This window comes from Micromonospora cabrerizensis (genome assembly GCF_022230955.1).
Lineage (GTDB): Bacteria > Actinomycetota > Actinomycetes > Mycobacteriales > Micromonosporaceae > Micromonospora > Micromonospora cabrerizensis.
The window spans coordinates 13,500-39,687 of sequence record NZ_JAKKFI010000058.1 but is presented as its reverse complement, the minus strand read 5'-3'; the positions used below and the strand labels follow the sequence as shown (position 1 = coordinate 39,687).

22 protein-coding genes and 2 tRNA genes are annotated in these 26,188 nt (G+C 68.7%); 17 read left to right on the top strand and 7 right to left on the bottom strand.

Annotation, left to right across the window (positions count from 1 at the left end):
• Nucleotides 1-57 precede the first annotated feature (57 nt).
• On the top strand, nucleotides 58-648 hold the full coding sequence (orn, locus tag LADH09A_RS12790; RefSeq protein ID WP_308194546.1) for an oligoribonuclease: 591 nt from the start codon (nucleotides 58-60) through the stop codon (nucleotides 646-648).
• 112 nt (nucleotides 649-760) lie between these two features.
• A tRNA-His gene (locus tag LADH09A_RS12785) sits at nucleotides 761-833 on the top strand.
• A gap of 119 nt (nucleotides 834-952) precedes the next feature.
• On the opposite strand, the gene LADH09A_RS12780 is transcribed toward LADH09A_RS12785, so the two are convergent.
• Both LADH09A_RS12780 and LADH09A_RS12775 read right to left on the bottom strand, forming a co-directional pair.
• A complete protein-coding gene (locus LADH09A_RS12780; protein ID WP_238645302.1) occupies nucleotides 953-2,245 on the bottom strand; it encodes a L,D-transpeptidase in 1,293 nt (430 codons plus the stop codon).
• Between the two features lie 249 nt (nucleotides 2,246-2,494).
• On the bottom strand, nucleotides 2,495-3,766 hold the full coding sequence (locus LADH09A_RS12775; RefSeq protein WP_238645139.1) for a L,D-transpeptidase: 1,272 nt from the start codon (nucleotides 3,764-3,766) through the stop codon (nucleotides 2,495-2,497).
• A gap of 187 nt (nucleotides 3,767-3,953) precedes the next feature.
• Between LADH09A_RS12775 and LADH09A_RS12770 the strand changes: the two genes are divergently transcribed.
• Both LADH09A_RS12770 and LADH09A_RS12765 read left to right on the top strand, forming a co-directional pair.
• Nucleotides 3,954-4,029: transfer RNA gene (locus LADH09A_RS12770), tRNA-Lys, on the top strand.
• 267 nt (nucleotides 4,030-4,296) lie between these two features.
• Nucleotides 4,297-4,593, top strand: a complete 297-nt coding sequence (locus LADH09A_RS12765; protein ID WP_238645137.1) for a DUF4326 domain-containing protein — start codon at nucleotides 4,297-4,299, stop codon at nucleotides 4,591-4,593.
• Here LADH09A_RS12765 and LADH09A_RS12760 read toward each other — a convergent pair.
• The gene (locus LADH09A_RS12760) at nucleotides 4,583-5,473 is read right to left on the bottom strand and encodes a DUF8757 domain-containing protein (RefSeq protein ID WP_274529447.1); all 891 of its coding nucleotides are present in this window, start codon (nucleotides 5,471-5,473) and stop codon (nucleotides 4,583-4,585) included. The two genes, LADH09A_RS12765 and LADH09A_RS12760, sit on opposite strands and share 11 nt — an antisense overlap.
• Nucleotides 5,474-5,996: 523 nt before the next feature.
• Here LADH09A_RS12760 and LADH09A_RS12755 point away from each other — a divergent pair.
• Nucleotides 5,997-6,794 (top strand): DeoR family transcriptional regulator, encoded by a 798-nt coding sequence (locus LADH09A_RS12755; protein ID WP_238645124.1) that lies wholly within the window; start codon nucleotides 5,997-5,999, stop codon nucleotides 6,792-6,794.
• 147 nt (nucleotides 6,795-6,941) lie between these two features.
• On the top strand, nucleotides 6,942-7,622 hold the full coding sequence (locus LADH09A_RS12750) for a YdcF family protein (RefSeq protein WP_238645122.1): 681 nt from the start codon (nucleotides 6,942-6,944) through the stop codon (nucleotides 7,620-7,622).
• 6 nt (nucleotides 7,623-7,628) lie between these two features.
• On the opposite strand, the gene LADH09A_RS12745 is transcribed toward LADH09A_RS12750, so the two are convergent.
• The gene (locus tag LADH09A_RS12745; protein ID WP_238645121.1) at nucleotides 7,629-8,855 is read right to left on the bottom strand and encodes a helix-turn-helix domain-containing protein; all 1,227 of its coding nucleotides are present in this window, start codon (nucleotides 8,853-8,855) and stop codon (nucleotides 7,629-7,631) included.
• Between the two features lie 370 nt (nucleotides 8,856-9,225).
• On the opposite strand from LADH09A_RS12745, the gene amcA (LADH09A_RS31900) reads away from it, so the two are divergent.
• The 5 genes from amcA (LADH09A_RS31900) to LADH09A_RS12725 are packed head-to-tail and all read left to right on the top strand — an operon-like array spanning nucleotide 9,226 to nucleotide 11,766.
• Nucleotides 9,226-9,390 carry a multiple cyclophane-containing RiPP AmcA gene (amcA, locus tag LADH09A_RS31900; RefSeq protein WP_308194545.1) on the top strand — a complete coding sequence of 55 codons (165 nt, stop codon included), beginning with the start codon at nucleotides 9,226-9,228 and terminating at the stop codon, nucleotides 9,388-9,390.
• A complete protein-coding gene (locus tag LADH09A_RS12740; protein WP_238645119.1) occupies nucleotides 9,387-9,734 on the top strand; it encodes a hypothetical protein in 348 nt (115 codons plus the stop codon). Before amcA (LADH09A_RS31900) ends, LADH09A_RS12740 begins: the two co-directional genes overlap by 4 nt.
• On the top strand, nucleotides 9,731-10,867 hold the full coding sequence (gene amcB, locus LADH09A_RS12735; protein ID WP_238645118.1) for a cyclophane-forming radical SAM peptide maturase AmcB: 1,137 nt from the start codon (nucleotides 9,731-9,733) through the stop codon (nucleotides 10,865-10,867). Before LADH09A_RS12740 ends, amcB begins: the two co-directional genes overlap by 4 nt.
• Complete coding sequence (gene amcA / locus LADH09A_RS12730; protein WP_238645117.1) at nucleotides 10,864-11,043, top strand: multiple cyclophane-containing RiPP AmcA; 180 nt, start codon at nucleotides 10,864-10,866, stop codon at nucleotides 11,041-11,043. Before amcB ends, amcA (LADH09A_RS12730) begins: the two co-directional genes overlap by 4 nt.
• A gap of 60 nt (nucleotides 11,044-11,103) precedes the next feature.
• Nucleotides 11,104-11,766, top strand: a complete 663-nt coding sequence (locus LADH09A_RS12725) for a pentapeptide repeat-containing protein (protein WP_238645113.1) — start codon at nucleotides 11,104-11,106, stop codon at nucleotides 11,764-11,766.
• 195 nt (nucleotides 11,767-11,961) lie between these two features.
• Here LADH09A_RS12725 and LADH09A_RS12720 read toward each other — a convergent pair whose 3' ends face one another.
• Nucleotides 11,962-12,459 carry an NUDIX domain-containing protein gene (locus LADH09A_RS12720; RefSeq protein WP_238645111.1) on the bottom strand — a complete coding sequence of 166 codons (498 nt, stop codon included), beginning with the start codon at nucleotides 12,457-12,459 and terminating at the stop codon, nucleotides 11,962-11,964.
• A 160-nt stretch (nucleotides 12,460-12,619) separates the two neighbouring features.
• On the opposite strand from LADH09A_RS12720, the gene LADH09A_RS12715 reads away from it, so the two are divergent.
• The 6 genes from LADH09A_RS12715 to LADH09A_RS12690 all read left to right on the top strand — a co-directional run bounded on the left by LADH09A_RS12715 (nucleotide 12,620) and on the right by LADH09A_RS12690 (nucleotide 19,486).
• Entirely contained in the window at nucleotides 12,620-13,195 is a 576-nt protein-coding gene (locus tag LADH09A_RS12715; protein ID WP_238645108.1) for a hypothetical protein, read from the top strand.
• A 332-nt stretch (nucleotides 13,196-13,527) separates the two neighbouring features.
• Entirely contained in the window at nucleotides 13,528-14,781 is a 1,254-nt protein-coding gene (locus LADH09A_RS12710) for a PP2C family protein-serine/threonine phosphatase (RefSeq protein WP_238645107.1), read from the top strand.
• Between the two features lie 92 nt (nucleotides 14,782-14,873).
• Nucleotides 14,874-15,842, top strand: coding sequence for a helix-turn-helix transcriptional regulator (locus LADH09A_RS12705; protein WP_238645106.1), 969 nt, complete (start codon nucleotides 14,874-14,876; stop codon nucleotides 15,840-15,842).
• A gap of 77 nt (nucleotides 15,843-15,919) precedes the next feature.
• A complete protein-coding gene (locus tag LADH09A_RS12700) occupies nucleotides 15,920-17,281 on the top strand; it encodes a serine hydrolase domain-containing protein (RefSeq protein WP_238645104.1) in 1,362 nt (453 codons plus the stop codon).
• Between the two features lie 271 nt (nucleotides 17,282-17,552).
• Nucleotides 17,553-18,269 (top strand): ANTAR domain-containing protein, encoded by a 717-nt coding sequence (locus LADH09A_RS12695; RefSeq protein ID WP_372492264.1) that lies wholly within the window; start codon nucleotides 17,553-17,555, stop codon nucleotides 18,267-18,269.
• Between the two features lie 233 nt (nucleotides 18,270-18,502).
• Nucleotides 18,503-19,486, top strand: coding sequence for a helix-turn-helix transcriptional regulator (locus LADH09A_RS12690; protein ID WP_238645103.1), 984 nt, complete (start codon nucleotides 18,503-18,505; stop codon nucleotides 19,484-19,486).
• Between the two features lie 94 nt (nucleotides 19,487-19,580).
• Here the strand turns inward: LADH09A_RS12690 and LADH09A_RS12685 are convergent, their stop codons facing one another.
• Both LADH09A_RS12685 and LADH09A_RS12680 read right to left on the bottom strand, forming a co-directional pair.
• Nucleotides 19,581-22,652 (bottom strand): hypothetical protein, encoded by a 3,072-nt coding sequence (locus LADH09A_RS12685; RefSeq protein ID WP_238645102.1) that lies wholly within the window; start codon nucleotides 22,650-22,652, stop codon nucleotides 19,581-19,583.
• Between the two features lie 126 nt (nucleotides 22,653-22,778).
• Nucleotides 22,779-25,925, bottom strand: a complete 3,147-nt coding sequence (locus tag LADH09A_RS12680; protein ID WP_238645101.1) for an NACHT domain-containing protein — start codon at nucleotides 25,923-25,925, stop codon at nucleotides 22,779-22,781.
• Between the last annotated feature and the right edge of the window lie 263 nt (nucleotides 25,926-26,188).

Here is a 26,188-nt window from a genome sequence, read left to right as displayed (position 1 = left end):
GGCCGGTCGGCCGAGAGCGCGCAGCCGCGGGTCGTGGGCTGCGCGTAGGCTGTCCCGGTGGCTGATCTCCTTGTCTGGATCGACTGTGAAATGACCGGGTTGGACCTTGGCAGGGACAAACTGATCGAGGTTGCGGCACTGGTCACCGATCCTGACCTCAACGTGCTGGGTGACGGTGTCGACGTGGTGATCCACGCCGACGAGGCGGCACTGGAGGCGATGCCGGAGATCGTCCAGACGATGCACGCCAAGTCCGGCCTCACCGAGGAGGTCCGTCGCTCGGTGGTCACCCTCGCCGAGGCGGAGGACCTGGTGCTGGACTACGTCCGCACCTTCGTCAAGGATCCGCGTACGGCACCGCTGTGCGGCAACTCGATCGCCACCGACCGGGGCTTCATCGCCCGGGACATGCCCCGCCTCGACGCGCACCTGCACTACCGCCTGATCGACGTGTCGTCGATCAAGGAACTCTGCCGTCGCTGGTACCCGCGGGTGTACTTCGGCCAGCCGCAGAAGGGTCTCGCGCACCGGGCGCTGGCCGACATCCGGGAGAGCATCCGGGAGCTGGAGTACTACCGGCGTACTGTCTTCGTGCCGCTGCCCGGCCCGGACGTCGAGACCGCCAAGGCGATCGCCGCCGAGCTCTGACCCTCGGCAGCTCGTACGGGCACCGGGGAACCCGCTGGACGAGGCACGCCGCGATGTGGCTATTATTGGTCCGCACCCCGCCCGGGGCGATCGACCGGGCGACGGCGGCGTGGTGGCTGTAGCTCAGTTGGCAGAGCACCGGGTTGTGGTCCCGGTTGTCGTGGGTTCAATTCCCATCAGTCACCCAGTTGGTTGTGCTGCTCAGGCCCCCTCCTCGGAGGGGGCCTGAGTTGTTCCAGGGGCCAGACAGGGGCATTGACGAGGAAGCCCCCTCCGTGTTGGGAGGGGGCTTCCGTCGTACGGCTCAGGCGGTCGGTGTGGGGGACGGGGTGACCGCGCCGTCCGGTGCCGGCGTGGTGGTGTCCGGGTCCGTGGGAGGCGCGTACGGCAGGGCGCTGCCCTTGACGTACTCGTCCCAGCTCATGTTCCAGTCGGTCCAGCCGTTGCCGTTCTGGAGCTTGCGCTCGGTGCCCTTGACCGTGATCGGGTCACCGATCTGCGTGTTCTTGAACAGCCAGTCGCCGTTGGCCATCGACACGTTCACGCAGCCGTGCGAGACGTTCACGCTGCCCTGCTGCCCCTCGGACCAGGGCGCCGCGTGGATGAACTCGCCACCCCAGGTCAGGCGCTGCGCGAAGTCAATCTTGGTGCGGTAGCCCTCTTCCGGGCCCAACTCCTCGAACGTGTCGAAGACCGTCTTGCGCAGCTTCTCGATCACGATCATGGTGCCGCTGGACGACGGGGTGCTCTTCTTGCCCAGGCTGACCGGAATGGTCTTGATCACAGAGCCGTTGCGGGTCACCGTCATCCGCTTGGTCTTGTTGTCCACCGTCATGACCACCGCAGCGCCGATCTTGATGTTGACGTTGAGGTCGGCCCGGCCGTACCAGCCCTCACCCATCGGCAGGCCGCCGGCCTGCACCCGGTAGGAGACCTTGCTGTCGGCCTTCCAGAACTCCTTCGGCCGGTACCGGATCTCGGTGGGGCTGACCCAGTGCCAGATGCCCTCCTGCGCCGGGGTCGACGTCACCGTCATCCGGCGCTGCACGTCGTCGCGGTAGTCCTCCGGGATGTTCCGGCTGAACTTCACGATCAGCGGCATGCCGACCCCGACGACCTGGTCGTCACCGAGGAAGCTCGTCACCCGTACCTGATTGCCCGGCTTGGCCATCGTGGTGAAGGTGCTGGTCGCGGTGGCCGGACGGCCGTCGTCGCCGGTGGCGGTCACGGTCGCCGTGTAGGCCGTGCCGTACTCCAGCGCGCCCGACGGCAACCACGTCTTGCCGTCCGCGGCGAGAGTGCCCTCGACGGTCTTACCGGCCGCGTCCTTGAGCGCGACGGCGGTCTCCACGGCGTCCTTGGTGGTGAAGGTGATGCCGGTGGACGCCGGCACGTCCTTGGCGTCGGCCGCCGGCTCGCTGATGGTCGCCGCCGCCTTCGGTGCCGGAGCCTCGTCGCCGCCCTGCCACGAGGACGGCTTGCCGCCGTTGCCGTCGGTGCAGGCGGAGGTGAAGGCCAGCGCCACGGCGAGGAGCCCTGCCGCGAACACGCGGCGTCGCCCACCGCGCCTGATCAGCTGGTCCTGGCTAGCTCGCATGATTCCCTCACAGTCGTGGTCGCTGCCCCATCGTCTCCTACTGACGCGCCAGAGCCGGCCCCGGTTGCCGAGGGTGAACCGAAACACGCCGCTCATGATGCCGGATTCTTGCTACTATCCGGCGTTTCGTGAGCCTGGCTCGTCTCCGTACCGGGACTGAGGGTCGCCGCGGCGTCGTCGCAGCGCGGGAATGCAAGGGTACGCGCCGGCCCGGCCATCGGCAGGGCCGGCGCATCGATACCGGGCGGCTCAGAGCGCCGGGCCAGCCCCACCACTGGGTACGGGCAGCGCGCTGCCCTTGATGAACGCCGACCAGCTCAGGCTCCACGCCGTCCAACCGTTGCCGGCGGCGATCTTGCGCTCGGTGCCCTTCACCGTGATCGGGTCACCGATCCGCGTCTTCTCGAACAGCCACCGGGCGTTCGCCGTCGACACGTTCACGCAACCGTGCGAGACGTTCTGCCGCCCCTGCACGTGCTCCGACCAGGGCGCGGCGTGGATGTACTCGCCACCCCAGGTGAGCCGCTGGGCGAACTGGATGTCGGTGACGTAGCGGTTGGCCGGGTTCGGGTCGTCGCGGGTGTCGAAGGTCGTGGCTTCCTTCTTCTCCATCACGACCATCGTGCCGCTGGACGACGGCGTGCTCTTCTTGCCGAGGCTCACCGGGATGGTGCGCACCAGCGCGCCGTTCTCGTACACCGTCATCTTCTTGTTGGCGTTGTCGACCTTCATCTCGAACGACCGGCCGATCTTCGCGGTGGCCTTGCGGTCGATGTCGCCGTACTTGCCGTTGCTCAGCGGCATTCCGGCCAGGGCGATCCGCACGGTGATGGTCGTGCCGGGCTTCCAGTACTCCGGGGCCCGGTAGTAGGCCTGCGTGCCGTTGTCGACCCAGTGCCACGCACCCGGCTGCGGCGGGTCGGTGCGGACGAACATCCGCTTCTGCACCGCCGCCCGGTCCTTCTTCGGGATGCCCGGGTGGAACTCCGTGACCACCGGCATGGCCACCCCGTAACTCTTGTCGTCGAAGAGGTACAGGCCGGACCCGATGGTCGACTTCGGCTTGGCCATCGTGGTGAAGCTGCTGGTGCCCTGGCTGCTCGTGCCGTCGGACCCGTTCGCCGTCAGCGTGGCGGTGTAGCGGGTGCCGAACTTCAGCGGAGCGGACGGCACCCAGGCCGAACCGTCGGTGCGCAGCTTGCCCTCCACCGAGCCCCCACCGTCCGCCGTCAGGGTGACCGCGGACACCTTTCCGCCGTCCGGGAGCTTCGCGCTGATCTCCGTGCTCACCGGCCGGTCCTTCGTGCCGTCGGCCGGGCTCAGCGTGAGCGTCGGCCCGCTCGGCGCGCTTGGAGTCGGTGCCGAGGGCGCGGACGAGCCAGGTGTGCCACCAGCGTCCGCCGACGACGTCCCGCCAACGAATTCCGGCTTCTTCTGCTCGTCGCCGCACCCGGTCAGTGCCAGCGACGCCGCCAGAGTCAGGGCGCCCACCACCGCCCCGGCTCGCGTGAACCGTGTCATCCCCACCTCTGTTCTCGCGTACCTGGCGGACATCGTGCCGCATCGACGCCTCAACTCACGCCCCCAGCGTGAGCGGCGTGGGCGGTTTGGGGCTTTTTGCCGGCAAAGCTCGACCGAAGGGGGGAGCCGGGTAACCGGATTGGAGCCCCGGTTCCGGGGGTGCTAATGTTCTCTCCGTTGCCGACGAGCGCCGCTAGCTCAACTGGCAGAGCAGCGGACTCTTAATCCGCGGGTTCGGGGTTCGAGTCCCTGGCGGCGCACCAACGATCAAGGCTCTGGCCTGGTGGTTCACACCGGGTCGGGGCCTTTTTCGCGTGCGCCGGTGGTGGGTGGTCGCTCGGCGGGTGCTCGGGAGCCGTTGGACCGGGCTGGCGTTGCCGGGACACGTCGTTGTTCCGTGGATGCCCGCGCTCATCGTCATTTCTGAGGTGGCCATCCTGTACAGGGCGTCAGGGCGTTGGCGCATCCGACCGCCGAGGCGGCCGCCGCGCTTCTCCGAGCATCCAGTCGTTGGCGATTACGCTGGTGATGTGGGGGGACAGCTGCGGGTTCGCGTGCAGGGGGATCTCTATCACCCGATGGTGCCGCCCGGAGCCGTGTATGTGGGGCGGCAGGGGTTCGGGTTGCGGCGTTCTCCCTGGGCCAATCCGTTCAGCCTGCGGAAGCATGATCGGGCGGAGGCGTTACGCCTCTATCGGCAGTGGCTTGTGGGGCAGCCGGCCCTTGTTGACCGGGCGCGGCGGGAGCTTACGGGGAAGCAGTTGGCGTGCTGGTGCCGCGTCGAGGATTCGTGCCATGCCGACGTGCTGTCCGACATCATCGGTTGAGGTGCAATCGGTATCGCGAGGTGGGCCGTCTCGGTGCGTAGACACCGCCAATGCTGAAGGACTGCGGTCTTGCCGCTTGGTTGCCTACGTAGAAGGCGACGTCGCGGTCGGCGGCGCAGAGCTGGGTGAGGAACTTGTTTCTCAGCTGTTCCGCGGCCTCCGCGTCGGTGAGCTGGTCTAGACGACGTTGTAGGGCGACGAACTCCCAGTCCCAGAGTGTCTGTTGGTGACCGCTGCAATGACGGTCTGCGCAGCGATAGCGGTAGGCACCAGTGAAGCGTGGTGCTTGAAGCGGGCTGCGCTTGGCCGGTTCCAGTAGGTCGAGCTGGTTTAGGTAGCCAGCGATCTTCTTGCGATCCTCCGCCGACCAGCCGGGATGGCGCTTGACCTGAAGAGACGAGATGTCGGCCACGCGAATCAGCGCGATCGATCGTGCGCTCCGGTCGTCGCGGGCCTGTTTGTTGAGCCAGCACATGGAGTCTTCGACGAGCGGATCGAGGAGGTTTCGACGCGACTGTCGGCTGGCGATGTGCCGCTCGGTGGTGATGGTGTCCACGATCGGCTTCCAACTCTCGCGCCGCTGGTCCTGACTGGCTGGCAGTGCGTCGACGTGGATGATGTCGTACTTGTGGAACTTGCCGTCGTCGTCGAGGTCTCGATAGTGGACCGGGTAGAGGCGAATCCAACCTGTCCAGGGCGGGTCCATGCCCAGTGCCCCGACGCAGACCGTCTCGCCGTACCGCGCGGAGGGGTTGGGTGCCGCCTTCACTGTGATCAGGAGGCGGAGTGTCGCTGGTCGTGCCAGGACTGGCTTCGGTCTCGGATCTTCGTCGGTGCTCGGTCCCCACAACGGAAGCTGTTCCAACGGAACCACCCACATCGCTAAATGCAGCTGCCCAGGCACGTTTAGTTACATAGACAGTCCCACATTTGAATGGATCCGGCACTAGCCGGCAGCGGTGAGGGTTGGCCTCTCAGTCAAACGCCAGCGCGAGAACTCATCTTTCTCATTACTTTTAGTAACCGCTGTCTCGGCCCGTGGTGCGCCATTGCTGGGCCGGAAAGGCGCGTGTCAGGCGTTCCTGGAGATTGGTGCAGCGGTGCAGCGCTCTCTGTGGAGATCAACAATTGGGGGTTTGGTTTGACCGCTTCGCCTCTTCTGTCCTCAGCTCTTCGGTTGATTTAGTGAACAGTGATCTCCAAAATCGGCCCCAAACCCACGGTTTGGATAGACGGGTGCTCGCACGGCCCGTTGACGCCTCGCTCAACGGCCTCCGGCGGGCGCTGTCTCCGGTCACGGTGGTCCCGGTTCCCGATCTTGCGATCAGGGCATCGACCACTCTCTGTTACAGCCTTGGTGAATAGGATGTCGGACCACCGGGGCTCGGAGGGATCATCAGAGAATGGGTGACCAGGATGCCGTGCGGCGGCTGTCCCCGCGGCGGTGGCGGATCCTGTCGTACCTGGCACAGCATGGGTCCGCGTCGACGCTGGACGTGGCGCTTGTCTGCGCGGTGTCGCGGCTGACCGCTCACCGAGACCTGGTGTGGCTGCACGAGTCGGGACTGGTGCGCCGAGAGCGCTCGGCGGAGGACCGGACCCATACCTGGTGGTACGGGGTCACGGCCGAGGGGACCGAGGTGCTCCGGCGCGCCCTGACGCCGTCAGCTCGGCCGGTTCCGTTGCGGTTGGGTCAGCGGCCCTCCAGTGCGGCGGATGCCCTGCTGTTTCTGCCGTTGGTCGAGGTGTCGCGGCGCAACCCGGGGCGGTGCGAGTTGTTCCAGTGGCTGGCGACGATGGAGACCTCGTCGTGGTTGCGCCAGCACGACCTGGCGCAGCTGCGGGCCGACGGCTACGGCGTATGGCTGCAGGACGGTCGGTGCCTGCGGTTCCTGGTACACGTCGACCGTGGCCCGACCGGAGACGTTGTCGCCGAGTACGAGCGGCCGGCGTCAGGGTTGGGTGGACTGTTGGGCGGCTACCGGCGTGCGGACCGGCTGGTGCCGGTCGGGGCGGTTCTGCTGATCGCGCAGGACGCCGAGCGGGAGGAACGACTGCAGGCCGACCTGCTTCGTGGGCCGCTGCCGAACGTTGTCGCCACGACCACACGGCAGCTGTTGTATCGCCAGTGGCCGGACGAGCAGGTGTGGCAGGTGCCGGGCGAAGGCGGCAGGCGTTGCCTCATCGAGGTCGGATCCTGACCGCACCCCTTCATGATGCCTTGGCCGCCGCCAGCCCTCTGGTCCTGGCGAGGTCAGCGGCGTGGTGCTGGAGTCAGCGGCGTCGTGCTGCCCTGCTAGCCCTACGCTGGCGGCATGAGGGAACCCAGCGCGGACCGGACCTGGTAGGTGCTGATGAACCGGCATGCAGCGGCACCTGCCGAGGCGATCCCTGACGCGATCCGGGCGGATGTGGAGACGCTGTGGCGCTACCACGACATGCGCCACGAGTTGCGCCCGTGCGACGTGGGGATTGGGTTGGGCAGTCACGATCTCGGCGTGGCCGTAATCGCGACGCGCTTGTTTCACGAGGGCCTGTTCCCAAGGATCGTGTTCACTGGCGCGAACGCCCCAACGACCGTCGAGCGGTTCCCGCGTGGAGAAGCAGTGCACTACCGCGAGTACACCATCGAGCAGGGCGTACCCGCGGAAGCGATTCTCGTGGAGCCGCGTGCCACGAACACCGCCCAGAACCTGGAGTACTCCCGTCAGCTCCTGGCCGAACGCCAGATGCCGGTGAAGTCGGTGCTGATCATGTCGCGGCCCTACCAGCAGCGTCGGGCCTACGCCACCTGCAGGCTGATGTGGCCGGAGGTCGATGTGGTGTGCGCGTCGAACCCACTCGAACTGGACGACTACGTGGCCAGCATCGGCGATCCGCGGCGGGTGGTGGACATGCTGGTAGGCGACACGCAGCGGATCGAGGTGTACGCGGAGCGCGGGTTCGCGATCCCGCAGGAGATGCCGGACGAGGTGCGGACGGCGTTCGAGCGCCTGGTCGCGGCTGGTTACACGAGCCGGCTAATTTGAGCCCGGCTACCAGCGCGGTCCTCCCGACCGGACGCCCATCCGGTCGCTGAGTTCGACGGCCAGTCGGGGTGGCCGGGGGCGGGTGAGGATGTCGCGGACGAGGTCGCGGGAGAGTTGGTGGTAGCGCACCTGGTCGGGGCCGATGACCTCGGCCTCCAGGAGCGCCGTGAGCGCGTCGTCGATGCGGTTCCACCGGGCAAGGGCCCGGGCGGTTTCGATGGCGTGCCGAACCTGCCGCTCGACGGGCACGGTGCTGGTGTCGAGTGTGGCGCCGATGGCGATGGCGCGCTGCACGTCGCCGAGTTCCATCGCCACGGTCGTCTTGTGGATCGACACGTTGGTCGGCCCGAAGGCGGTCCAGACGTGGTTGCCATCGGCGCCGAGCCGCCGTGCGGCGGCATCGGCCTCGGCGATGTGGGTGTCGGCGGAGGCGCGGTCGTCGTCTCGGGCGGCGGCCAGCGCGCAGACGAGGTGCAGGCTGCCGTAGACCGACAGCAGCTGCGGAGTGGGTTTGGCGAGCCGTGGTTCCAGGAACTGCGCCGCCGTGGCTGCGAGGCCACGAGCCTGCGCATATTCGCCGATGGACGCCAGCGAGTGCGCGGCGGAGCGGCTGAGCGAGCCGATGACGACGTGGTCGTGGCTGGCGTTGGCGGCCGCCAGCCCACGGCTGGCGGCGGTCCACGCGAGGTCACCTTCGCCGAGCTTGGTGAGGAACAACGCAGCGAGCTGGTGGGCGTAGGCGGTCATCGCGTGCGCTCGCTGGCCATCGTCTCCGTCGTACGCCTCAGTGGCGGTGAGGCAGTCGTGGATGAGGTAGGGCAGCCGGCGGGCGAGGGTGCCGTATCGCGAGTGCTGGTAGGCGGCCCAGATCTCGGCGACGTCGTTCTCGATCTCGCGCAGGGCGGGCGCTTCGACGTCCCCCGTGCTGGCCAGCGTCGGCGCGAGGTGACGATAGTCGTGAAGCGCGGCCCGCAAGGCCGGGATGGTCTCGCGCCCTGAGTCGTCCGACCACTCGAACAGGCTCGGTGCACCGATCAGGTCGCCGAGGGACACGTCGAGGGCTTTGGCGATCGCGCGTATGACTGACAGCCGGTCGAGGTCGGCCCGGTTCGTCTCGACCTTGCGTAACCACTCCTGGGTCTTGCCGACCAGACCGGCTAGCACCTCTTGGGAGAGGCCTCGTCGACGCCGGTAGAAGGCGACGCGCTGGCCGATGGTCATGTCCTCCGTCATCCCTCGCACACCATCACCCTGCCCGCTGAAGGCCGCCGGACCCGGTACGGATTTTCCCGGTCCTCCGTACGGACCGCCCCTACGTTCAGTTCACCCCAGATCACCGGCGCGTGTCGATGCCGGTGTCGGGGATGACCTAACAGGGAGCTGCAAATGGAGGGATCGATGGGCGGCGCACCACACCACGGCTTGGGCCGCTGGCTCGGCCCGTCCTGGAACGAACTGTCTCGGCGTTCTCCCCGCCTGCGTACCGCCATGAGGGCTGCGTGGGTGGGTGATCGGCGGCCTGCTCCCAGCCGCCGTGATGCGGCGGCGGGCTCGCCATTCCCCCGGCGAGCCCGCCGCTCATCGTTCCTGGTGGGGCGGAGGCATGACGGTATACGTCTCGCGTAACGCAATGGCCAGCCAGTTCCGGCGCCCCGAGCCCAGGTGGACGTCCTCACAGGGGCAGGTGCGGCGCGCTGATCCTCCGCTGCTCACCTTCGTGTGGCGTCGGCTGTTCGAGCAGCAGGCCCGAGAGGGTGGTCGCCGGTGACCGGGCAGCAGCGCCGTCTCGCGGCGAACCGGCTCGCGCCAGCCGAGGTAGAGCATCTGTCGATGCGCCCGCTGTGGCTGTGCCGCCGGTGCGGGCAGCCGTGGCCCTGCGGCGCTGCGAAGCTCGCGCTCCTCGCCGAGTACCGGGAAGAGCCGGTGAGCCTGTTCCTCTACCTGGCCGGCTGCCTGCACGACGCGATCGACGACCTGCATCGGCTCAACCCGAGCGTCACGGGCAGCGCCGCCGACATGTTCGACCGGTTCCTCGGCTGGCCCGCCCGCCACACCCACGCCTACCGCGTCAGTACCACCACGGCCGCCAGCATCGGAGAGGCCTCCTCGTGAACGGCATCGGCCTCATCAACGTCACCGGCCAGCCGGCGGTCGCCGGCAGCTTCCACACCCTGGTCGTGCAGCCGACGAGCTTTTGCAACCTCGACTGCACCTACTGCTACCTGCCCGACCGGAGATCCCTCCGCCTGATGAGCGGCGCGGTCGCGCAGGCTTGCGCCGAGTCGATCGCCCAGCAGAACAGCGGTCATCCGGTGAGCGTCGTGTGGCACGGGGGCGAACCCATCGCCACTCCCATCGGGTTGTTCCGTGATTTATTGGCCCCGTTCGAGGAGCTTCGGCGCGCGGGGATGGTGCGTCACGAGATCCAAACGAACGCGACGTTGATCAACCGGCAATGGTGCGAGCTCTTCACCGCTTATGGGTTCGAGGTCGGGGTCAGCATCGACGGACCGGGCGCGTTGAACCGGAACCGCCTCGACCGGGCCGGCACGTCAACAGACGCCCGCACGCTGCGCGGCATACAGACCCTGGCCGAGGCAGGACTGAGGTATTCGGTGATCTGTGTAGTCACCCCGGAAACCATCGACCACGCGGACGCCCTCATCGACTTCTTCACCGGCCTGCCCGGCTGCGAGTCGGTGGGCTTCAACATCGAAGAGCAGGAGGGCGCCGACCGGGCACCGGTGTCGGAGGACGCCGCGTACCGGTTCTGGCAGCGCCTTATCGAACGTCGCGTTGGCGGCAGCCCGCTGCGGATCCGCGACGTGGACCGGTTGGCCGACTATCTCGCCGCCACCCGCGCTGGCCGCGTCGATCACGCGCCGTACGAGCCGATCCCGACCGTCTCTTGGGATGGGCAGGTGGTGCTGCTGTCACCGGAACTGCTCGGCATCACCGAGCCGCGATACGGCGACTTCATCGCCGGCAACGTCCTTCATCAGCCCATCACCGCCATGCTTGCCGGCGCCGGCGACCTGGGCTACGTCGCCGAGTTCATTGCGGCCCTCAACGACTGCGCCGATCGCTGCGCCTTCTACGACTTCTGCCGCGGCGCCCAGGCCGGCAACCGCTACTTCGAGCACGCCACGTTCACCGCCCATGAAACCGCCTACTGCCGGACCACCCGACAGGCCCTCGTCCGCGCCGCCGCGGATCACCTCGCCCCTCAAGGAGAAGCACCATGACCAACGCTCTCGCGGTCCTCGTCAACGCCGCACCCGAGCAACTCGCTCGCCTCGGCGTCGACCCTGAGCGGTCGGTAGCGATCGACGCGGCGAAGTTCGACAACCGCCCCGCTTGGGACAACAAGGGTAAGTTCGACAGTCGACCCGGCTGGGACAACTGGAACAAGAAGAAGTAGGCCCACCACGGACGCGCGAGGTGGGCGTGCCCACCCCGCGCCCACACAGGTTGAGGACACGTGCGCACCACCACGATCGGCGACGTGAAGGTCCTGCTGCCGGACCTCGAACCGGACGACCTCGACACCACGACGGACCTGGACGGCGGTCTCACCGAGGCCCTGGTCGAGGGCGCAGCGTGGCACGGCTCGCACCTGGAGGACGCCCGCATCCGCAGCAGTCTGATCACCGGCGTGGACCTGAGCGAGAGCACCTGGGAAGCGGGCAGCGTCTACGGCTGCGAGATAGCCCGCACCGACTTCTCCGGCGCGACCCTGACCGGCGTCACCATCGAACGCTGCGCCATTACCGGCTCCCGGTTCACCGGCACCAGGCTCACCGACGTACGCCTCAAGGACGTCCTGTTCGACGGCTGCCGCTTCGACTACGCCACCTTCCAGCGTGTCACCGCCGCCGGCTCGGTCGCGTTCACCGAGTGCACTTTCACCAACGGCGCGTGGTCCTCCTGCCGACTACCTCGCATCGCGCTGCGGTCATGTGACCTTGCCGGACTGGAATTGGACTCCTGCCACCTCGACGGCACCGACCTGCGGGGCAGCCGGCTCCAGGGCCTCAAAACGCACCTCGACAACCTGCGCGGCGTCACCCTCGGCGAAGACCAACTCCCTGACCTCACCCAGCTGACCGTCGCCGCTCTCAAACTCACCGTGCGCAACGACTGAAGCCGAGGAGGCATCGTGCTCGCTGAACCCGCTGGAAGCCCGGACACGACGCTCTGGGCATCGATGTGCGGGCGGATGGGGTGCACCACCACGACCGGCTGACACCGCTACGGCTGCGGCTCTGGTTGAGGCGGCAGCCGCGGAACCGGGCGAATGGCTGGTGCGTCGGAGATGCCCCCACGGCTCTTCCGCCGCCTATCTGATTGAGGGCGCGGCCCCGTCCTCAAGGTAGATGCCGCCGTGTCCGATCGCGGCAATCGCCGCGGTGACCCGCCGTGCCAGCCGGGGGATCAGCACCTCGCCCAAGCGCTCCGGCTCGACGAACTCGAACCGGTTGAGCTCGTCCGGGCACAGCCGCATTGTCGCGATCTGGTCCGTCGTCAGCACCCCGCCGTCGAACACGAACATGAGCCCGCCGTCCCACGGCGGGCTCGCCGGCACCCAGTCGACGCACAGCAGGGTTCCTGCCGGCATCGACAGGCCCAGCTCTTCCCGGATCTCCCGTGTGCAGGCGTCCGCCGGTGACTCGTCCGGCTCCACCACTCCGCCGGGAATTTCCCACACGTCCTTGTAGGTCGGGTGGACCACGAGCACCCGGCCGGTCTGGTCGCGGAGGACAACGCCAGCTGCTGCGCGGACCCGCGTCACGCTGGCGATGTAGGAAAGGTCCAATTCGGTCTGCGACTCGGCCACCCGACCGACCCTACGGGCTGACTGGGCCGCCCAAGCCGGATGGATCGGGTCAGGGCCCTGGCTGATGGTCAACACCCGGCCGGAGCTATTTTCGTGTACGTGGGCGGTGGTCGCTCGCTGGGTGCTCTGCGGCTGACATCGAAGACGGCGAGGGGTGCAGGTGGGCGACGAGAGGCTCGGCGACGGAGGTTTCGGGTCCGGGTTCGACCTGCTCGTCACCCCCGACGCCCGGTTCACGCGGATGCTGCGGCGAGACCTGCGACGGACCAGTCATGTTTATGTCATCGCAGGCCTGCTGCTGTCGATCACGAGCCTCGGTACGTTCATGGCCGACGGCCCCTGGCTCCTCGCCGGGCTGTTCGGCCTTCCGTTCGGGGTGCTCTGGTGCTTTGTGGGGCTGATCAACGGCACGCTGTACCTGCGACGTAACCCTGAGATGCTCGCGCCGCAGCGGTACGCGTTCACCGGGTCGGCCATCGAGTGGCACACCGCCCACATGTCACTGCGGTTGCCGTGGACGGCGATCAGGCACGTCAGTCGGACGCGGGAGGCGTACCGGCTGGACTGTGCGGACCGGCATCCGCGGTACCTGTGCCGGACGACATTGACTCCGGCCGAGGACGGGCAGATAGCCGCGTACCTCGACGAGCGGCTGGCGGCGCGACTGGCCGCCGCGACGCCCGTGCCCTCGATGACGCCCAATGGTGGCGGCGAACGCGACCCCTCGCGGGCTTGACCTGCGGAGCGTTGTCCAACCTGCGTGCTCCCGCCGGTGACAGATCGCTCACCGGCAGAGCCGATCGACCGCTACCACGAGTGGCAGCGCTGTGGTCACAATGACGTCATGCGGAAAGCTGATCATGCCGACGCCGTGAGGCACCGCACGCGCCGCCGCGCGAGGCGAAGGTCAGCTTCTGGGAGCTCGTTGCCGGCACCCTCGGTCACGCACCTTGCGGCTGCGATTCAGGCAGGACGGTGACCCAGTCGACACATGACCGTCCCCGCGTCCTCGATCCGGCCCGAATCTCCGCGGTATACCGCACCAGGTTGCTGGATACCGGGCCGGAAGTGGCGTTCGACCGACTGACGGGCCTGGCGGCGACGCTGCTGGGCACCCCGTTCGCCTTCGTGACGCTGGTCGACGAGACGCGGTCTTTCTGGAAGAGCTGCACTGGAGTGGCCAGCACCGACCTTGCTGACCGACAGAACACCGTGCAGCAGTCGTTCTGCCGGTACGTCATCGAGGCTGACGCCGAGCTGATCGTGGACGACGCCCGCGTCGACCCGCGTACCGCTGACAACCCGTCCATCGAGCTGATGGGAGTGGCCGCGTGGGCGGGCTTCCCGGTGCGCTCCCCGGACGGCCACGTGCTGGGCACCTTCTGCGCCGTCGACACCTCGACCCGCCACTGGACTTCCCACGACATCCAGGTTCTCAAGACGCTCGCGCTTGCGGCAGCCGGCGAGATCGCACTGCGGGAAGCCGTTGAGGACGCGGAGACGGCGACCATCCTCGCGCAGGCCGCGACGACCCGGGCCAACGAGGCGACCGCCGACGCACGGGCCGCCGCCGACCAGGCGCAACAACTGGCCGACACGCTCCAGGAGAGCCTGCTTCCCCCACACCTGCCACCCGTGCCGGGCGTCGAGATTGCCGTGCGCTACCGACGTGGCGCTGGTGGCACCGCCGAAGTCCTCGGTGACTTCTACGACGTCTTCCCGTCGGCGCGCGACACCTGGGCTGTTGTCGTGGGCGACGTCTGCGGCAAGGGTCCGCAGGCGGCCAAGACTACCGCGCTGGCCCGCTACACGCTGAGGGCGACCGCGGGGCGCCTCATCACCCCGAGCCGTAACCTCGCCGCTCTCAATACCACCCTGCGTGCCTGGCAGACCAGGGATCCCCGCTTCCTCACCGCCGCCTACGCCACCCTGCGTCCCCACTCCGTGGGAATCAGCGCCCAGATCAGCTGCGCCGGGCACGAACCCGCCCTGATCCGCCGCGCTGACGGCCGAGTGGAACCCTTTGGCCATCACGGCGTGGCTGTCGGCCTCATCGACCAGCCCGTCCTACGGGACCAACGCACCGTGCTACGCCCCGGCGACAGCCTCATCCTCTACACCGACGGTGTCACCGAAGGTCGCCGCGCCGACAACCGTGCCCTGTTCGGGGTCGAGCGACTCAATGAAGTGCTCGCGGACACCGCGGCCACCTCCGCCGGTCAGCTCGTCGACGCGGTCGACAACGCCGTCACCGCGTTCACCGCCGGTCACGTCCACGACGACACCGTCATCCTCGTCGTCCACCTTCCCGCCAGCGCGTAAGGGTTCAGGGCGCTCGCCTGGGGCATCGTGCACTGAGCAGGCCACGTCATCCAGCACCAGTCGGACCCTGCCGGGGAGTCACCGTGCGCGACATGAACACCAACCAGTCCCATCTGCAGCGCTTTCGGACGACCGACGTCGAGGAGGCACACGACTTCTTCCGCACCGCGCTTGTGGACCTCCAGGTGCGGTTCAGCAAGCCAGGACCCGAGGGCGCTCTGCTGGACACCAGAGTGGCCGCTCTGGACGACCTGACCGTGCAGCGACTGCACTATTCCGTGGGCACCCTGGTGCAGACCGAGCCCAGCGCCGACCTGAACATCAACGTGATGCTCGACGGGCACTTCGTCATGGAAGACCGTCGTGACCGCTTTCCCGTCAAGGCCGGCGGCGTCGTGCTCCAACCCCCGGACCGACCGCTGACCGTCACGTTCCGCGGTGTGGACGTCCTGACGGTGCGCCTGCCGCGATCGCTGATCGAGGACGCCGCCCGGGAAGTTGGCGTCGACGCTGCGGGTCTTCGCTTCGGCGACGGCCGCCCCAATACCGACGTGTTGGCCCGCCACTGGTCACAGACCGTGGCGTACGTCTGGCAGTCGCTGCGGTCCGGGTCGGACGTCGCGAACAACCGACTGATCGTCGCCCACCTCCGCCAGCTGCTGGCCAGAGCGGCGTTGACCACCTTTTCCAACGCCACGCAGGACGGCGACGTGAACGCCGGATCGCGCCGGGTCGCACCGGCGACACTACGACGGGCCATGGCGTACGCCGAGGCGCACGCCGACCGCGGCGTCACCGTGACCGACCTGGCTGCCGAGGCCCGCCTGAGCGTGCGTGCCCTACAGAACGCCTTCCGCCGGCATCGTGACACGACCCCGTCGCAGTACCTGCGCCAGGTCCGCCTCGACCGTGCCCACCGCGACCTGCAGGCCGCCGATCCGAGCACCGGAGCGACAGTGGCGGCAATTGCGGCACGCTGGAACTTCACCCATGCCGGACGCTTCAGCACCGACTACCGCCGGGCCTACGGCCACAGCCCCGGCCGGACGCTGCACACCTGAGCCGGTGGCGCGTTGCGGTGCACGAGGGGGACAGGCGCGGCGTTGATCGGGCAGCCCGGGTGGTCGAGAATCGATGCGTGGAGGACGTGGATCTCTCACAGGACTGGGTGTCACTGCTGGGTCACCTCGACCGGCAGGTGTCTTCCGGGCGGCTCTCGCCGGACACGGCGGCGCTGTCCGAGCTGATGGACATCTACCAGGTCCCGGGGGTCAGCATCGCCGTCGGGCACGTGAGCGGTGCGGTGTGGGCAGCGGGGTACGGCGTCACGGATGGTGAGACGTCGACGCCGGTGACCGCGGGCACCGCGTTCGCGGCCTGTTCGATCAGTAAGCATGTCGCGGCGTTCGGCGCACTGCTGCTGGTCCAGGATGGTGTCCTGGAGTTGGACGCCGACGTCGACGAGTACCTCACCTCGTGGCACCTGCGCGACCGCGCGGGCCAGAAACCGGCAGTCACGGTACGACAGCTGCTGGCGCACACCGCGGGGTTGTCCGACACCTGGTATCGCGGCTACGCCGAGGGTCGCACCCCCTCACTGTTGCAGCTCTTGGAGGGCAGTGGCTCCACGAACACTCCACCGGTGCGGTCGACCCTCTTGCCGGGCAGCCGTTTCCGCTACTCGGGCAGCCACTACTCGGTGCTCCAGCAGTTGCTGGTGGACGTGACCGGGACCCCGTTCGAGGCACTCCTGCGATCGTTGGTCCTGGAGCCGGTGCCCATGGTCGACAGCAGCTTCGACCAGCGGTTTCCGCACCAGCAATCACGTCCGGTGGCTCGTGGTCATCATGGTGGCGGCACTGGGGTTCCGGGCGGTTGGCGAGTGCAGCCGGAGCTGGCGGCGGCCGGGCTGTGGAGCACACCGACCGACCTGCTCCGGCTCGACCTTGAGATCGCCCGGGCGGCCTCGGGGGACTCGAAGCTGCTCGGCCGGGACCTGGCCACCGAGATGTGGACACCGCAGATTCCTGGCGGTGCCTACGGGCTCGGCACCGAACTCGCCGACCGGCCTGGTTGTCGGCGTTTCGGGCACACCGGGTTGAACGTCGGCTATACCTGCTTCTCCTACGTGTGGCCGGACAGCGGCATCGCGGTCGCGGCAATGACCAACTCGGAGGACGGGTGGGAGCTGCTGACCAGCGTCCGCGCCGCCGCGGACCGTCGGTACGCCACCGAGGTCACCGCCGCGCCGCTCGGTGACGTGGCGGGTCGCTACGCCCTTCGCGACGACTACCCGATCGACATCGCGGTCAGCGACGGTCACCTGACCTTCTCCGCAGCCGACCAGCAACCGGTCGTCCTGCTGACGGCCCCAGGTGGCCTCTACCTGCACCCGGGTCTCGATCTGGAAGTCCGGTTCGTGCAGAGCAGCGACCAGCACCGCATCCTGGAACTGCGGCAGGAGGGAGTCACACAGACCGCGACGAAACAGGATGGGTGAGTGTCTGTGGCGGTCCTGCCGAGGTGGCTCGATCACCCTGCGTCTATTAACGGTTGCCATGAGTGGCGCATGGGCGTGTGCGGTGTCCTCGGTTTCCGACCACTACAATCCGAGGCCTGTGGTCGGCGCATCCGGTTGTGTCGACGAGCCCGGCGTCAAAAAGCGGCGCAGGTCCCGGCTCCCTCACGCGCTGAGGAAAGCCTGCAGCGACCTGCGCATCGGCTTGTCCAGCGGATTCAAGCTGCTGTGCCCTTTTCAAGGGACGTCATCCGTGGCCGATCAGCAACCCCTGGACCCCGCGCACGCCTTCGCCGAGCTCGGCCGGATCAAACTGGACGAGACCGACCTCGAAGGCGTCCTGCAGCAGGTTGCGAACCTCGCCAGACGGACCATCGCCGGCGTCGACGAGGCGTCGGTGACCCTGATCCGGGGCAGGAACGCGCACACCGCCGCGTTCACCGGCGACCTCGCCCTCACCCTGGACGAGCGCCAGTACGAGGAGGGCGGCGGGCCCTGCCTGGAGGCGGCGGCCACCACCGCTGTCGTGTCGGTGCCCGACCTGACCCGTGAGCAACGCTGGCCGCACTACACGCCGGCAGCCCTCAAGGCCGGGGTACGCAGTTCCCTGTCGGTCGGCCTGCCCGTCCAGGAGACGGTCACCGGAGCGCTGAACATGTACTCCACCAAACCCGACGCGTTCGACGACGAGGCGATTGTGCTCGCCCAGACGTTCTCCGGCTACGCCGCGGTCGCGCTCGCCAACGCCCACCTGTACGACGCGACGGCCACCTTGGCGCAGCACATGCAGGCAGCCATGGAGTATCGCGCGGTGATCGAGCAGGCCAAGGGCGTCGTGATTGCCGAACGACGCTGCAGCCCCGACGAGGCGTTCGCCATCCTGAGCAAGATGTCCCAGGACACGAATCGGAAGCTCCGCGACGTCGCCGCGAGCCTGGTCGAGAACAAGTACCGCCGCACCCAGCCGTAGACGACGGTCGAGTTGCGGGTGCCCACGCCCGACTGTTTGACCGTGGGCACCCCCGGGCCCGCGCGGCAAGGCCCGAGCGGGACCGGCATCCTGCACACAACCGCACGTCACGCGGGGCCGCTACCGCACCGGAGAGCGCTGTTCGTCCGCCGCGAATGTCGTGCGTATCGTGGACAGTCGAGGCACCGAGCACCCGGCTGAAGGTGGCCTCGCCCGTAAGGCCTGGTCTCGGTATGAGTGTCGACGACACCCTTTACTCCGGCGCCCACTGGCAGCGCTTCGCCACCACGGACTCCGACGAGGCGATCGACTACATCCGGCGGGCGTACATCGATGTCACGGTCCGGACGTCGAACGACAGCGACAGGGAGTTCGGCCTGCGCACGATCGCCACCGAACTCGGCGACGTCAGCATGTCCCGGCTGTCCTACTCGACGCACAACCGGGTGGAGACCGCACCGGACGGCGACCTCAACATCTCTCATGCGATACGTGGCCGCTATGCCCTGGTCAAGGACAAGGAGGAACACCGGCTCAGACCGGGTGACGTGTTCCTGCTCCTGCCGGACGACTCCCTGGGCATCGACTTCGACGATGTCGACGTGTTCGCCACGCGGCTGCCGCGCGCGTTGCTCGAAGAGGCCGCCGGCACGCCGGACGGCTTCAGCGGTGCGGACCTGCGCTTCGAGAGCACCCGGCCGATCTCGGCTGAGCTGGGCCGCCACTGGTCGGCAACCGTCTCCTACGTCACCCACAGCATCCTGTCCGACCCCATCCTGGTGGCGAATCCGCTCGTCACCGCACAGGCACGCCAGCTCCTGGCGCAGACGGCACTCGCGGTGTTCCCCAACACCAGCCTGGACGCGCGCCTGGACCCGGGCGGCGGCGTTCCTCCTCGGGCGTTACGGCGGGCGATCGCCTACGTCGACGACACCGCGGACCGGCCGGTCACCGTGGCGCAGATCGCCGCCGCGGCCGGCGTGCATCCCCGCGCACTCCAGCTCGCGTTTCGCCGTCACCTCGGCACCACACCGACGAGCTACGTCCGCACGGTCCGTCTCGACCGTGCACACCGCGACCTCCAGAACGCCGACCCGAGCACCGGCGTCACCGTCACGGTGATCGCTCACCGGTGGGGCTTCACCCACCTGGGCCGATTCAGCGCCGACTACCGGAGCGCCTACGGCGTCAGCCCGAGCCAAACCCTGCGAGTCTGAACCCCGAGCCGTCGCAGATCCGATCGTGTCGTTCCGACCCGTCAGCGCTGATCGGCCACGTTGCCGGCACCCGAAGGCGCCGGCAACGCCTGCGTCAGTTGGCGTGGGTCAGGCGCGTGGTGATGCGCAGACCCGTGAGGGTGTCGTTCAGCCACGGCACCCGCTCGCGGTGCAGCCCGGCGGTCATCTGGTCCGCCCAGATCTCGTACCGATGCGTCAGCGCGGTGGCGCGCGACCGCGCGCTGGTGACCAGGCAGTCGCCGAGCGGGTCCCCGGGCAGGTTGGACGAGTCGACCGCGGGCTCGCAGGGCAGCTTGAGACTGACCTGGTCGCGCAGCGGGCGGCTGGGGTCGAGCGAGCACGGTGGCGGCCCGCAGAGCGCGTAGTTCCCGCCGGCCTTCGCGTAGGCGTTGCCGACCTTGGCGTCCGTCGGCATGTTCACCGGGAGCTGGTACTGCCCGAACAGGTTCGCGGACAGCACGTCGTCCGAGTCGAGGGCGTTGGGCAGACCCAACCGGGTGTACGCCTGGAGCAGCCGCGCGGAGGTGTTCATCTTCTTCAGCGCGCTCGGTACCGGCCCGCTGACCTGGGTGCTCAGGTCGCGTACCCGGTCGTAGAGGGACTTCTGTCGGGCTTGCAGGAAACCGCGCAGGGTGGGAGTGAGCGAGGCGTCCAGGGCCGTGTTGTTCACGGCCGTCGCGCCGCTCGCGAAGGCGTACCGGCCGGACGGCCACTTCTGGGTCAGGGCCTGTTCCGGCGAGGTCTGGCTGCTGCAGTTGAAGAACTCGCAGTAGGTCTGGTAGACCTGCTCGTCCGGCCAGGTGTAGTCGGCGGTGCGCGAGTTCTGCCAGGCCGTGGACGAGTTGAGCCGGAACCGGCTGTGGATCTGCAAGCGCAGCTTGCCGTAGGCGCGGATCACGTTCCCGTTGTCCGTCACTCGCGTGGGGACCCAGCTCGGCGTGTAGCAGTAGCCGACCTCGGGCAACTCCCGTACGCCCGCCGGCGGCTCGCCGAGGCGCGGCGTGTACGCGTACTGGAGCGTCTGCACCATGTTCGACATCAGTTCGTAGCGGACGTTGCTGGGTCGGTCGATCTGCCGGGAGCCCTCACACGCCGGCACCGTCGCCTCGTCTGCCTTCGCCGGTGCCGGGGCGAGCGCCTTGTCGGTGTCCCAGAACAGGTCGTAGTTCTTGGGCATCTTCACCTGCACGCCATTGGCGTCGGGCTCCCAGCGGGCCTGGATCTCGTTGGTCCGGAAGGAGGCCAGCGCGGTCGACAGCTCGTTGGTGGCGGCGACGTACTCGTCGATCAGCCCTCTGATCAGGCTGTTGGCGTTGCCGTCGACCGGCCGACCGAAGCTGGCCGCGAGGTCCGCGATGCGGGTGCCCTCCGCCTCGATCTGCGCCGCGCGGCTGGTGCTGACCTGGGCGGCGTACGTCGGGTTCTGCAGCGACAACATGGAGTACGCCTGCGCGCCGAGGTTCCACACCGTCGGGTTGCCGACCGGCGTCGCCGGTTCGACCATCGACGGGTCACGCCCGCTGGCCACCCGAGCCAGGTAGTTGATCGACCGGGCCTCGCCGAAGCTGTTGAGAACGGTGGTCGGGTCGAGCGCCGGGTTGTCGGCGTCGGTCCTGGGCACCACGAAGGCGCTGCCGCTGGCCAACTGCGTGGCGGTCAGGTGGAACTCGTTCTCCGGGCCGACGAACTCGCCGTACGTCGGGATCGGTTGGCCGAAGTTCTCCCGGTAGCCGATGTACTGGTTGATGTCGGCGCGGGCGTCGTGCAGGGTGGCGTCGCCGATCGCGGCCAGGACGGTGGCGGCGATGTCCTCCAGGCGGAGGCCGAGCTGGGCGACCTGCTGCTGGACGAGGGTGATCTGCGCGGTGTTGCCGGCGATCGCCGCGTTCAGTTTGTCGAACTGGGCCATCATGTTCGCGTACACCGTGTTGATCTGAGCCTCGACCCGCGCGAAGCTGGCGCGCATCTCGTTGCCGAGGGCCCGCACCTCGTCGCGCAGTGCTTTGACCTGGGCGAGGATCTGCGCGTCCAGTGACGGGGCGCTGCTGCCGAAGAGCCCGACGATCGACATCACGGCACCGAAGATGTTGCCGGTCATCGCCAACGTCGCGGTGCTGAAGATCGAGCCGGCCAGGCCGCGCCCCGCGATCGCCGCCGCGTACTTGGAGATGGCGCTGATCGTGGTGAGGACCGCCTCGCCGATCACCTTGGACTTCTTGCCGGCGTCCGGGTCGGCGAACCCGATGATGGTCGACACCATGCCCACCCCGGCCTTGACGTCGGAGATCGTCTGCTGCCGTGCCTTGTCCCGGTCCTCGGCAGCCTTCCTGGCCGCCGCGGTGCACTCGGCGCTCGGCGGCCCCTCCGGGGGACACTTGCGGTTGTTCTCGCCGATCTCGAGGCGGATCTCCAGGCTCAGCCCGAGCAGTTGCGCGTGCAGCGAGGCGAGCTGCTGCTTGGCCGCCGCGACGTACGCCACCGGATCGTTCCGCAGCGCCAGGATCGCGTCGAGGTCCACGTGCGAAAGGCCGGGATCCTGCGTGAGCTCCTCGTAGGTGTTGGTCACGTCCAGTCCGACCGGCGCACCGAGCACGGTGTTCCAGGCGGTGGCGACCGACGCGTTGGCCGCGCCCGCCTGTCGGACCGCGGACCACACGGCGGCGAGGGCGTCGTCACGGCCTCGCAGCCACTGGGCGGTCCGCAGCGCGCCGGAGGCGAGTTCCTCGCGGGTGTCCCACGGTTCGACCGTCCTACCGATCACGGCCCCGACCAGACCGGTGATCTCCGGCGAGGTGCGGGTGTCACCGCCGGGCGCGCCGAGCAGGATGTCGACGGACCTGAGCAGGAGGTCCTGCTCGGGCACCAACAGGTCGTACGCGGTCAGCGAGCTGTCGAGCAGCTGCTGGCGCGCCGTGAGCTGGGTCTGTGCCTGACCGGCCGTGGCGTTCGGGTGCAGCCGGTGCCACTGGACGAACTCGGCGGACAGCACGACGGCCTTGATCCGATCGGCGCCCTGGAAGTGGATCTCGGCAACCTGGCCGAAGGCGCGGTCGGCGAGCGCCGCCTGAGGAACGGGGACGGGGACGGGGACGGGATCGGCCGAGGCGGGTTCGCCGAACAGGACACCTGCCGCGGTGACTGCCATCATCGCCACCACAGCAGTCCCGCGCCTCGTACGCGTGGAACGTTTGATTGTCATGTCGCGAACGTATTGAGCACCCGGAAAGGGCCCTGAAACCGCGCTGACGCGCGCAGTTCAGCGATGCGGGGCCTACCCCGGGCCGGGGGCCACCCCGGCCCTCCGGGGATCCTTCGTGGCGTTGCCCGGTCCACGCTGGGTCGGCGGCTCGGGCCGGTGCTCGCTCACGGTGGTCGCGCTGCCGCTGCGCTCGGCGACGAGCCGTGCCACCTCGTCGATGGTCTGCTGGGACAGGTAGCCGGTCGACGGCCGTGACCACCAGTTCCGTCGCCACCAGACGAGGTGCCGCCGCCAGAGGGGAAGGCGTCGGTCCTCGCTGCGGCGCCGCTCGGCGCCGACGATCAGCTCGTCGAAGACGAGCAGCGCGTCGTCGGTGCAGCGGACGCGCTGGCGTCGAAGGCGATTCGCCAACAGGCGGAGGCCGTTGTCGGAACGCAACCGGCGGACCAGCTGCCACATCATGTCGGTGTCCAGCGCGGTCTGTTCGGCAACTGCCGACACGCGTCGACGATCGGCCCACTCGTACCTGAGGTAACTGACGACGAACCACACCGTGAACATGCCGGTCAGGGTGTAACAGACCCAGGCCAGGACGGCCGAGGCACCCGGATGGACCGTCTCCATCCACAGTGCGGCCCTGAGCGCCAGGGGCACGACCGCGACGAGAGCGGCCATCCAGGCGACCGCCCTGACCCGTTGACGCCACCCGGTCCGTGCGACCGCGACGACGGCGTGCGGGATGACGATCAGTGGAAGGAACGGCCAGGCGGCAAGCCGGGTGGTGGCACCCCAGGCCACCGCGGCAACCGCCGCCGCGGGCCAGACCACCGCGTAGAGGAGCGCGAGGAGGAAGAGCAGACCCCAGAGCGTGTGCCCGGTGGCCGGTTCCGGTAGCCCGGACTCCCGGTACAGGGCGATGCCCAACCCGACGAACAGGGCCAACACTCGGACCCCGGCAGAAAAGGACGCGCCGAACGTCCAGGTGACCGGTGGCAGCGTCCTGGACCGCGCTCTGGACCCCCACAGGTCAAGCAGCCAGAACCCGCCGGTGAGGCCGATGGCGGTCAGGCCTCCGGAGGCCCACCCCGTTCGTGGGCCCGCGCCCTGGAAGATCGCGCCGGCGACAAAGGCCAGGACGACGAGCAGGCCGGTCACCACCGGGCTCCATCTCAGCAGTCGTGCGGCGCGTAGCTGTGGCGTGGGCTCGTGCAGCCGGGACAGCTGCGCGCGAACGGTGGGCCAAGTGAACAGCAGGCGCCCCTGGGCGGCCTGGTCGATCAGCGCCATCCGGAGATGGCGACCGAGTCGCGCCGACACCACCGGCAGTCGCCCGGCGTACCGGTAGGCGGCGTCCCGCAGCAGCATGCTCTTCGACGCGAACGACTCCTCCAGGATCGTCCGGGCCGTGGGCGGCTCGGCGAGGAGCGTCGCGTGCACCGCCCACAGCTGGTAGTGGCGGCGCTGGGACGACCAGGCCGCAGTGAGCAGCGTCGTCACCGTGGCCCGGATCGGGGCGGGTACGTCCTCGGGTCGGCCGGCGAGACCGGTGTCCAGGAGGTCCAGCAGGTGCAGGCTGTTGGGGGGCCACTGGAAGTCGAGCGGCTCGGCCGACACGGAGAGCGTCTCGGCGCCGTGGGCGAGCATCCTGCCTGCCGCCGCGACCAGGGCCGTCACCGCCTCGCCGTCCTGCGTCTGGAGCAGGGCCACGGCGGTCTCCCGCCACCTGCCGTCGAGGAGCAGGGCCTCGGTCGGCACCCGGTCCGGTTCCCGGATCACCACGCAGGTGGCGAAGTACTCCTGGAACCGACGGTGGGCGAAGGTGAAGAGGGCGTCGTCACCAGGGCTCCCGCCTTCCGGTGACTGTGCCAGCTTCACGTACTCCAGGGCGTCCAACAGCCGGTGCAGCCGAGCGGGGTCGATCGGTCTGCCGCCGACCCGGGTGCCGTCCAACAGTCGGGCCACCTGCCCGCGCGAGGGGCTGAGCCCGACGCCGAACTCGGCGGTCAGCCGAAACGCGATCTCCTCGGCGACCTGCCGCAGCTCGTCCGGGTCCACGGCGTAGCGCTGGCCGAGCCGCTCCCGGTCCCCCTCCAACCGGCGTCGGACGAACGTCTCGAAGATCGCGTGTGAGGAGTTCGGAAAGGCGCCGGTGGCCCGGACGTGCTCGCACAGCAGGCCGAGCAGCATCGGGTTGCCGGACAGCCGGGTCACCATCGGGTCGGCGCCGGCCAGGGCGGCGTACACCTGCCCCTCGGTCTCCGGTGTCAGGTCCGCCTTGCGGATCAGCTCGCGCTTCTGGCGCTCGGTCAGGCGCTGGACGGTGAACCGGGGCCAGCCGAAGCGGCGCGGGCCCTTGAACTCGCGGGAGGCGATCACGCCGGGGCTGACGTTCATGCCGTGCAGGAAGTCGTAGAGGGCGTCGGCGTAGCGGCCCACGGTGGCGTCGAGTTCGGTGGCGGTGAGCACCTCCGGGATCTCGTCGAACGAGTCGAACAGGAACAGCCAGGTGCCGTCGCGCATCCCCGGGGTGAACTCGTCGGCCAGGAACTGCTCGACGTCGCGGCTGTTGACCCGGTTGAGCTGATCCAGCACGAACGACCGGACCGTCTCCGCGTCCAGGCGTCCGTCCACCGGGCGCAGTTGCTTGAGGTTGACGTAGAGGGGGATCCGGCTGTCCAGCCGCGGGCGACGCATGGCTCTCTCGGCGAGCGCCCGCGCCGCGTTGCGCATCGCCACGCTCTTGCCCGACCCCGGTTCACCCTGTAACACGATCAGGCGCTCACCACTGCGTTGCAGCGCCTTGGAGAGCGACTTCTCCCGCCGGAGGTCGTTGCGCCAACGGTGGAGCCGGCGGGGAACGAAGCGGTGCCGGCGGCCCTCCATCTCCACTTCGGCTTCCAGCCGGGCGAACCGGTGGTCGCGCCACTCCTCCCGCTCGTCGAGGCGACGCAGTTGACTCTCGACGTGATCGGCGAACAGCGCCCGCCGTCGCAGGCGTCGAGGGTCACGGCGCCGGTCCCGCCACCCCTTCAGAACCCGGACGACGAATGCCAGGCCGTGCAGGGCCGGCGCGAGCGAGAGCAGCGTCACCGTCGCCATCAACGCCCCGAACAACCAGGGGGCCCAGCCGGGCCGGCCGATGCCCAGACCGTCCAGCAGGAGGAGGAAGTACCTGTACAGGCTGGCCGAGCCTCCCGGATCCGGATCGTTCTGGCCCACGCGTGTCACCCCTCCGGACGGCGGCTGGGGCATCACGCTATCGATTCCGTGTCGGCATGACGGTCGGCAATGAGACACACGTCCGGTACGCGGCCGGCCCCGAGGGGCTGCGCCGGCACCTCTCAGATTCGTCGGACGATGCGCCAGGGGCCTGTTGTCCATCGTGGAGGCTCTGCCCGATCCGACCAGATTCGTGCATAGACCACCTCCAATTGCCGGTTGCAATGGTCAGACGTGTGACCTACGCTTTGCGAGAACATTTC

Excerpts from the sequence above, each read along its gene's own strand:
- LADH09A_RS12780 (WP_238645302.1), bottom strand. The coding sequence starts at position 2,245 with ATGCGAGCTAGCCAGGACCAGCTGATCAGGCGCGGTGGGCGACGCCGC.
- LADH09A_RS12685 (WP_238645102.1), bottom strand. The coding sequence starts at position 22,652 with ATGGCAGTCACCGCGGCAGGTGTCCTGTTCGGCGAACCCGCCTCGGCC.
- LADH09A_RS12760 (WP_274529447.1), bottom strand. The coding sequence starts at position 5,473 with ATGTGGGTGGTTCCGTTGGAACAGCTTCCGTTGTGGGGACCGAGCACC.
- LADH09A_RS12775 (WP_238645139.1), bottom strand. The coding sequence starts at position 3,766 with ATGACACGGTTCACGCGAGCCGGGGCGGTGGTGGGCGCCCTGACTCTG.
- LADH09A_RS12755 (WP_238645124.1), top strand. The coding sequence starts at position 5,997 with ATGGGTGACCAGGATGCCGTGCGGCGGCTGTCCCCGCGGCGGTGGCGG.
- LADH09A_RS12705 (WP_238645106.1), top strand. The coding sequence starts at position 14,874 with ATGAACACCAACCAGTCCCATCTGCAGCGCTTTCGGACGACCGACGTC.
- amcA (WP_308194545.1), top strand. The coding sequence starts at position 9,226 with ATGACGGTATACGTCTCGCGTAACGCAATGGCCAGCCAGTTCCGGCGC.
- amcA (WP_238645117.1), top strand. The coding sequence starts at position 10,864 with ATGACCAACGCTCTCGCGGTCCTCGTCAACGCCGCACCCGAGCAACTC.
- LADH09A_RS12690 (WP_238645103.1), top strand. The coding sequence starts at position 18,503 with ATGAGTGTCGACGACACCCTTTACTCCGGCGCCCACTGGCAGCGCTTC.
- LADH09A_RS12745 (WP_238645121.1), bottom strand. The coding sequence starts at position 8,855 with ATGACGGAGGACATGACCATCGGCCAGCGCGTCGCCTTCTACCGGCGT.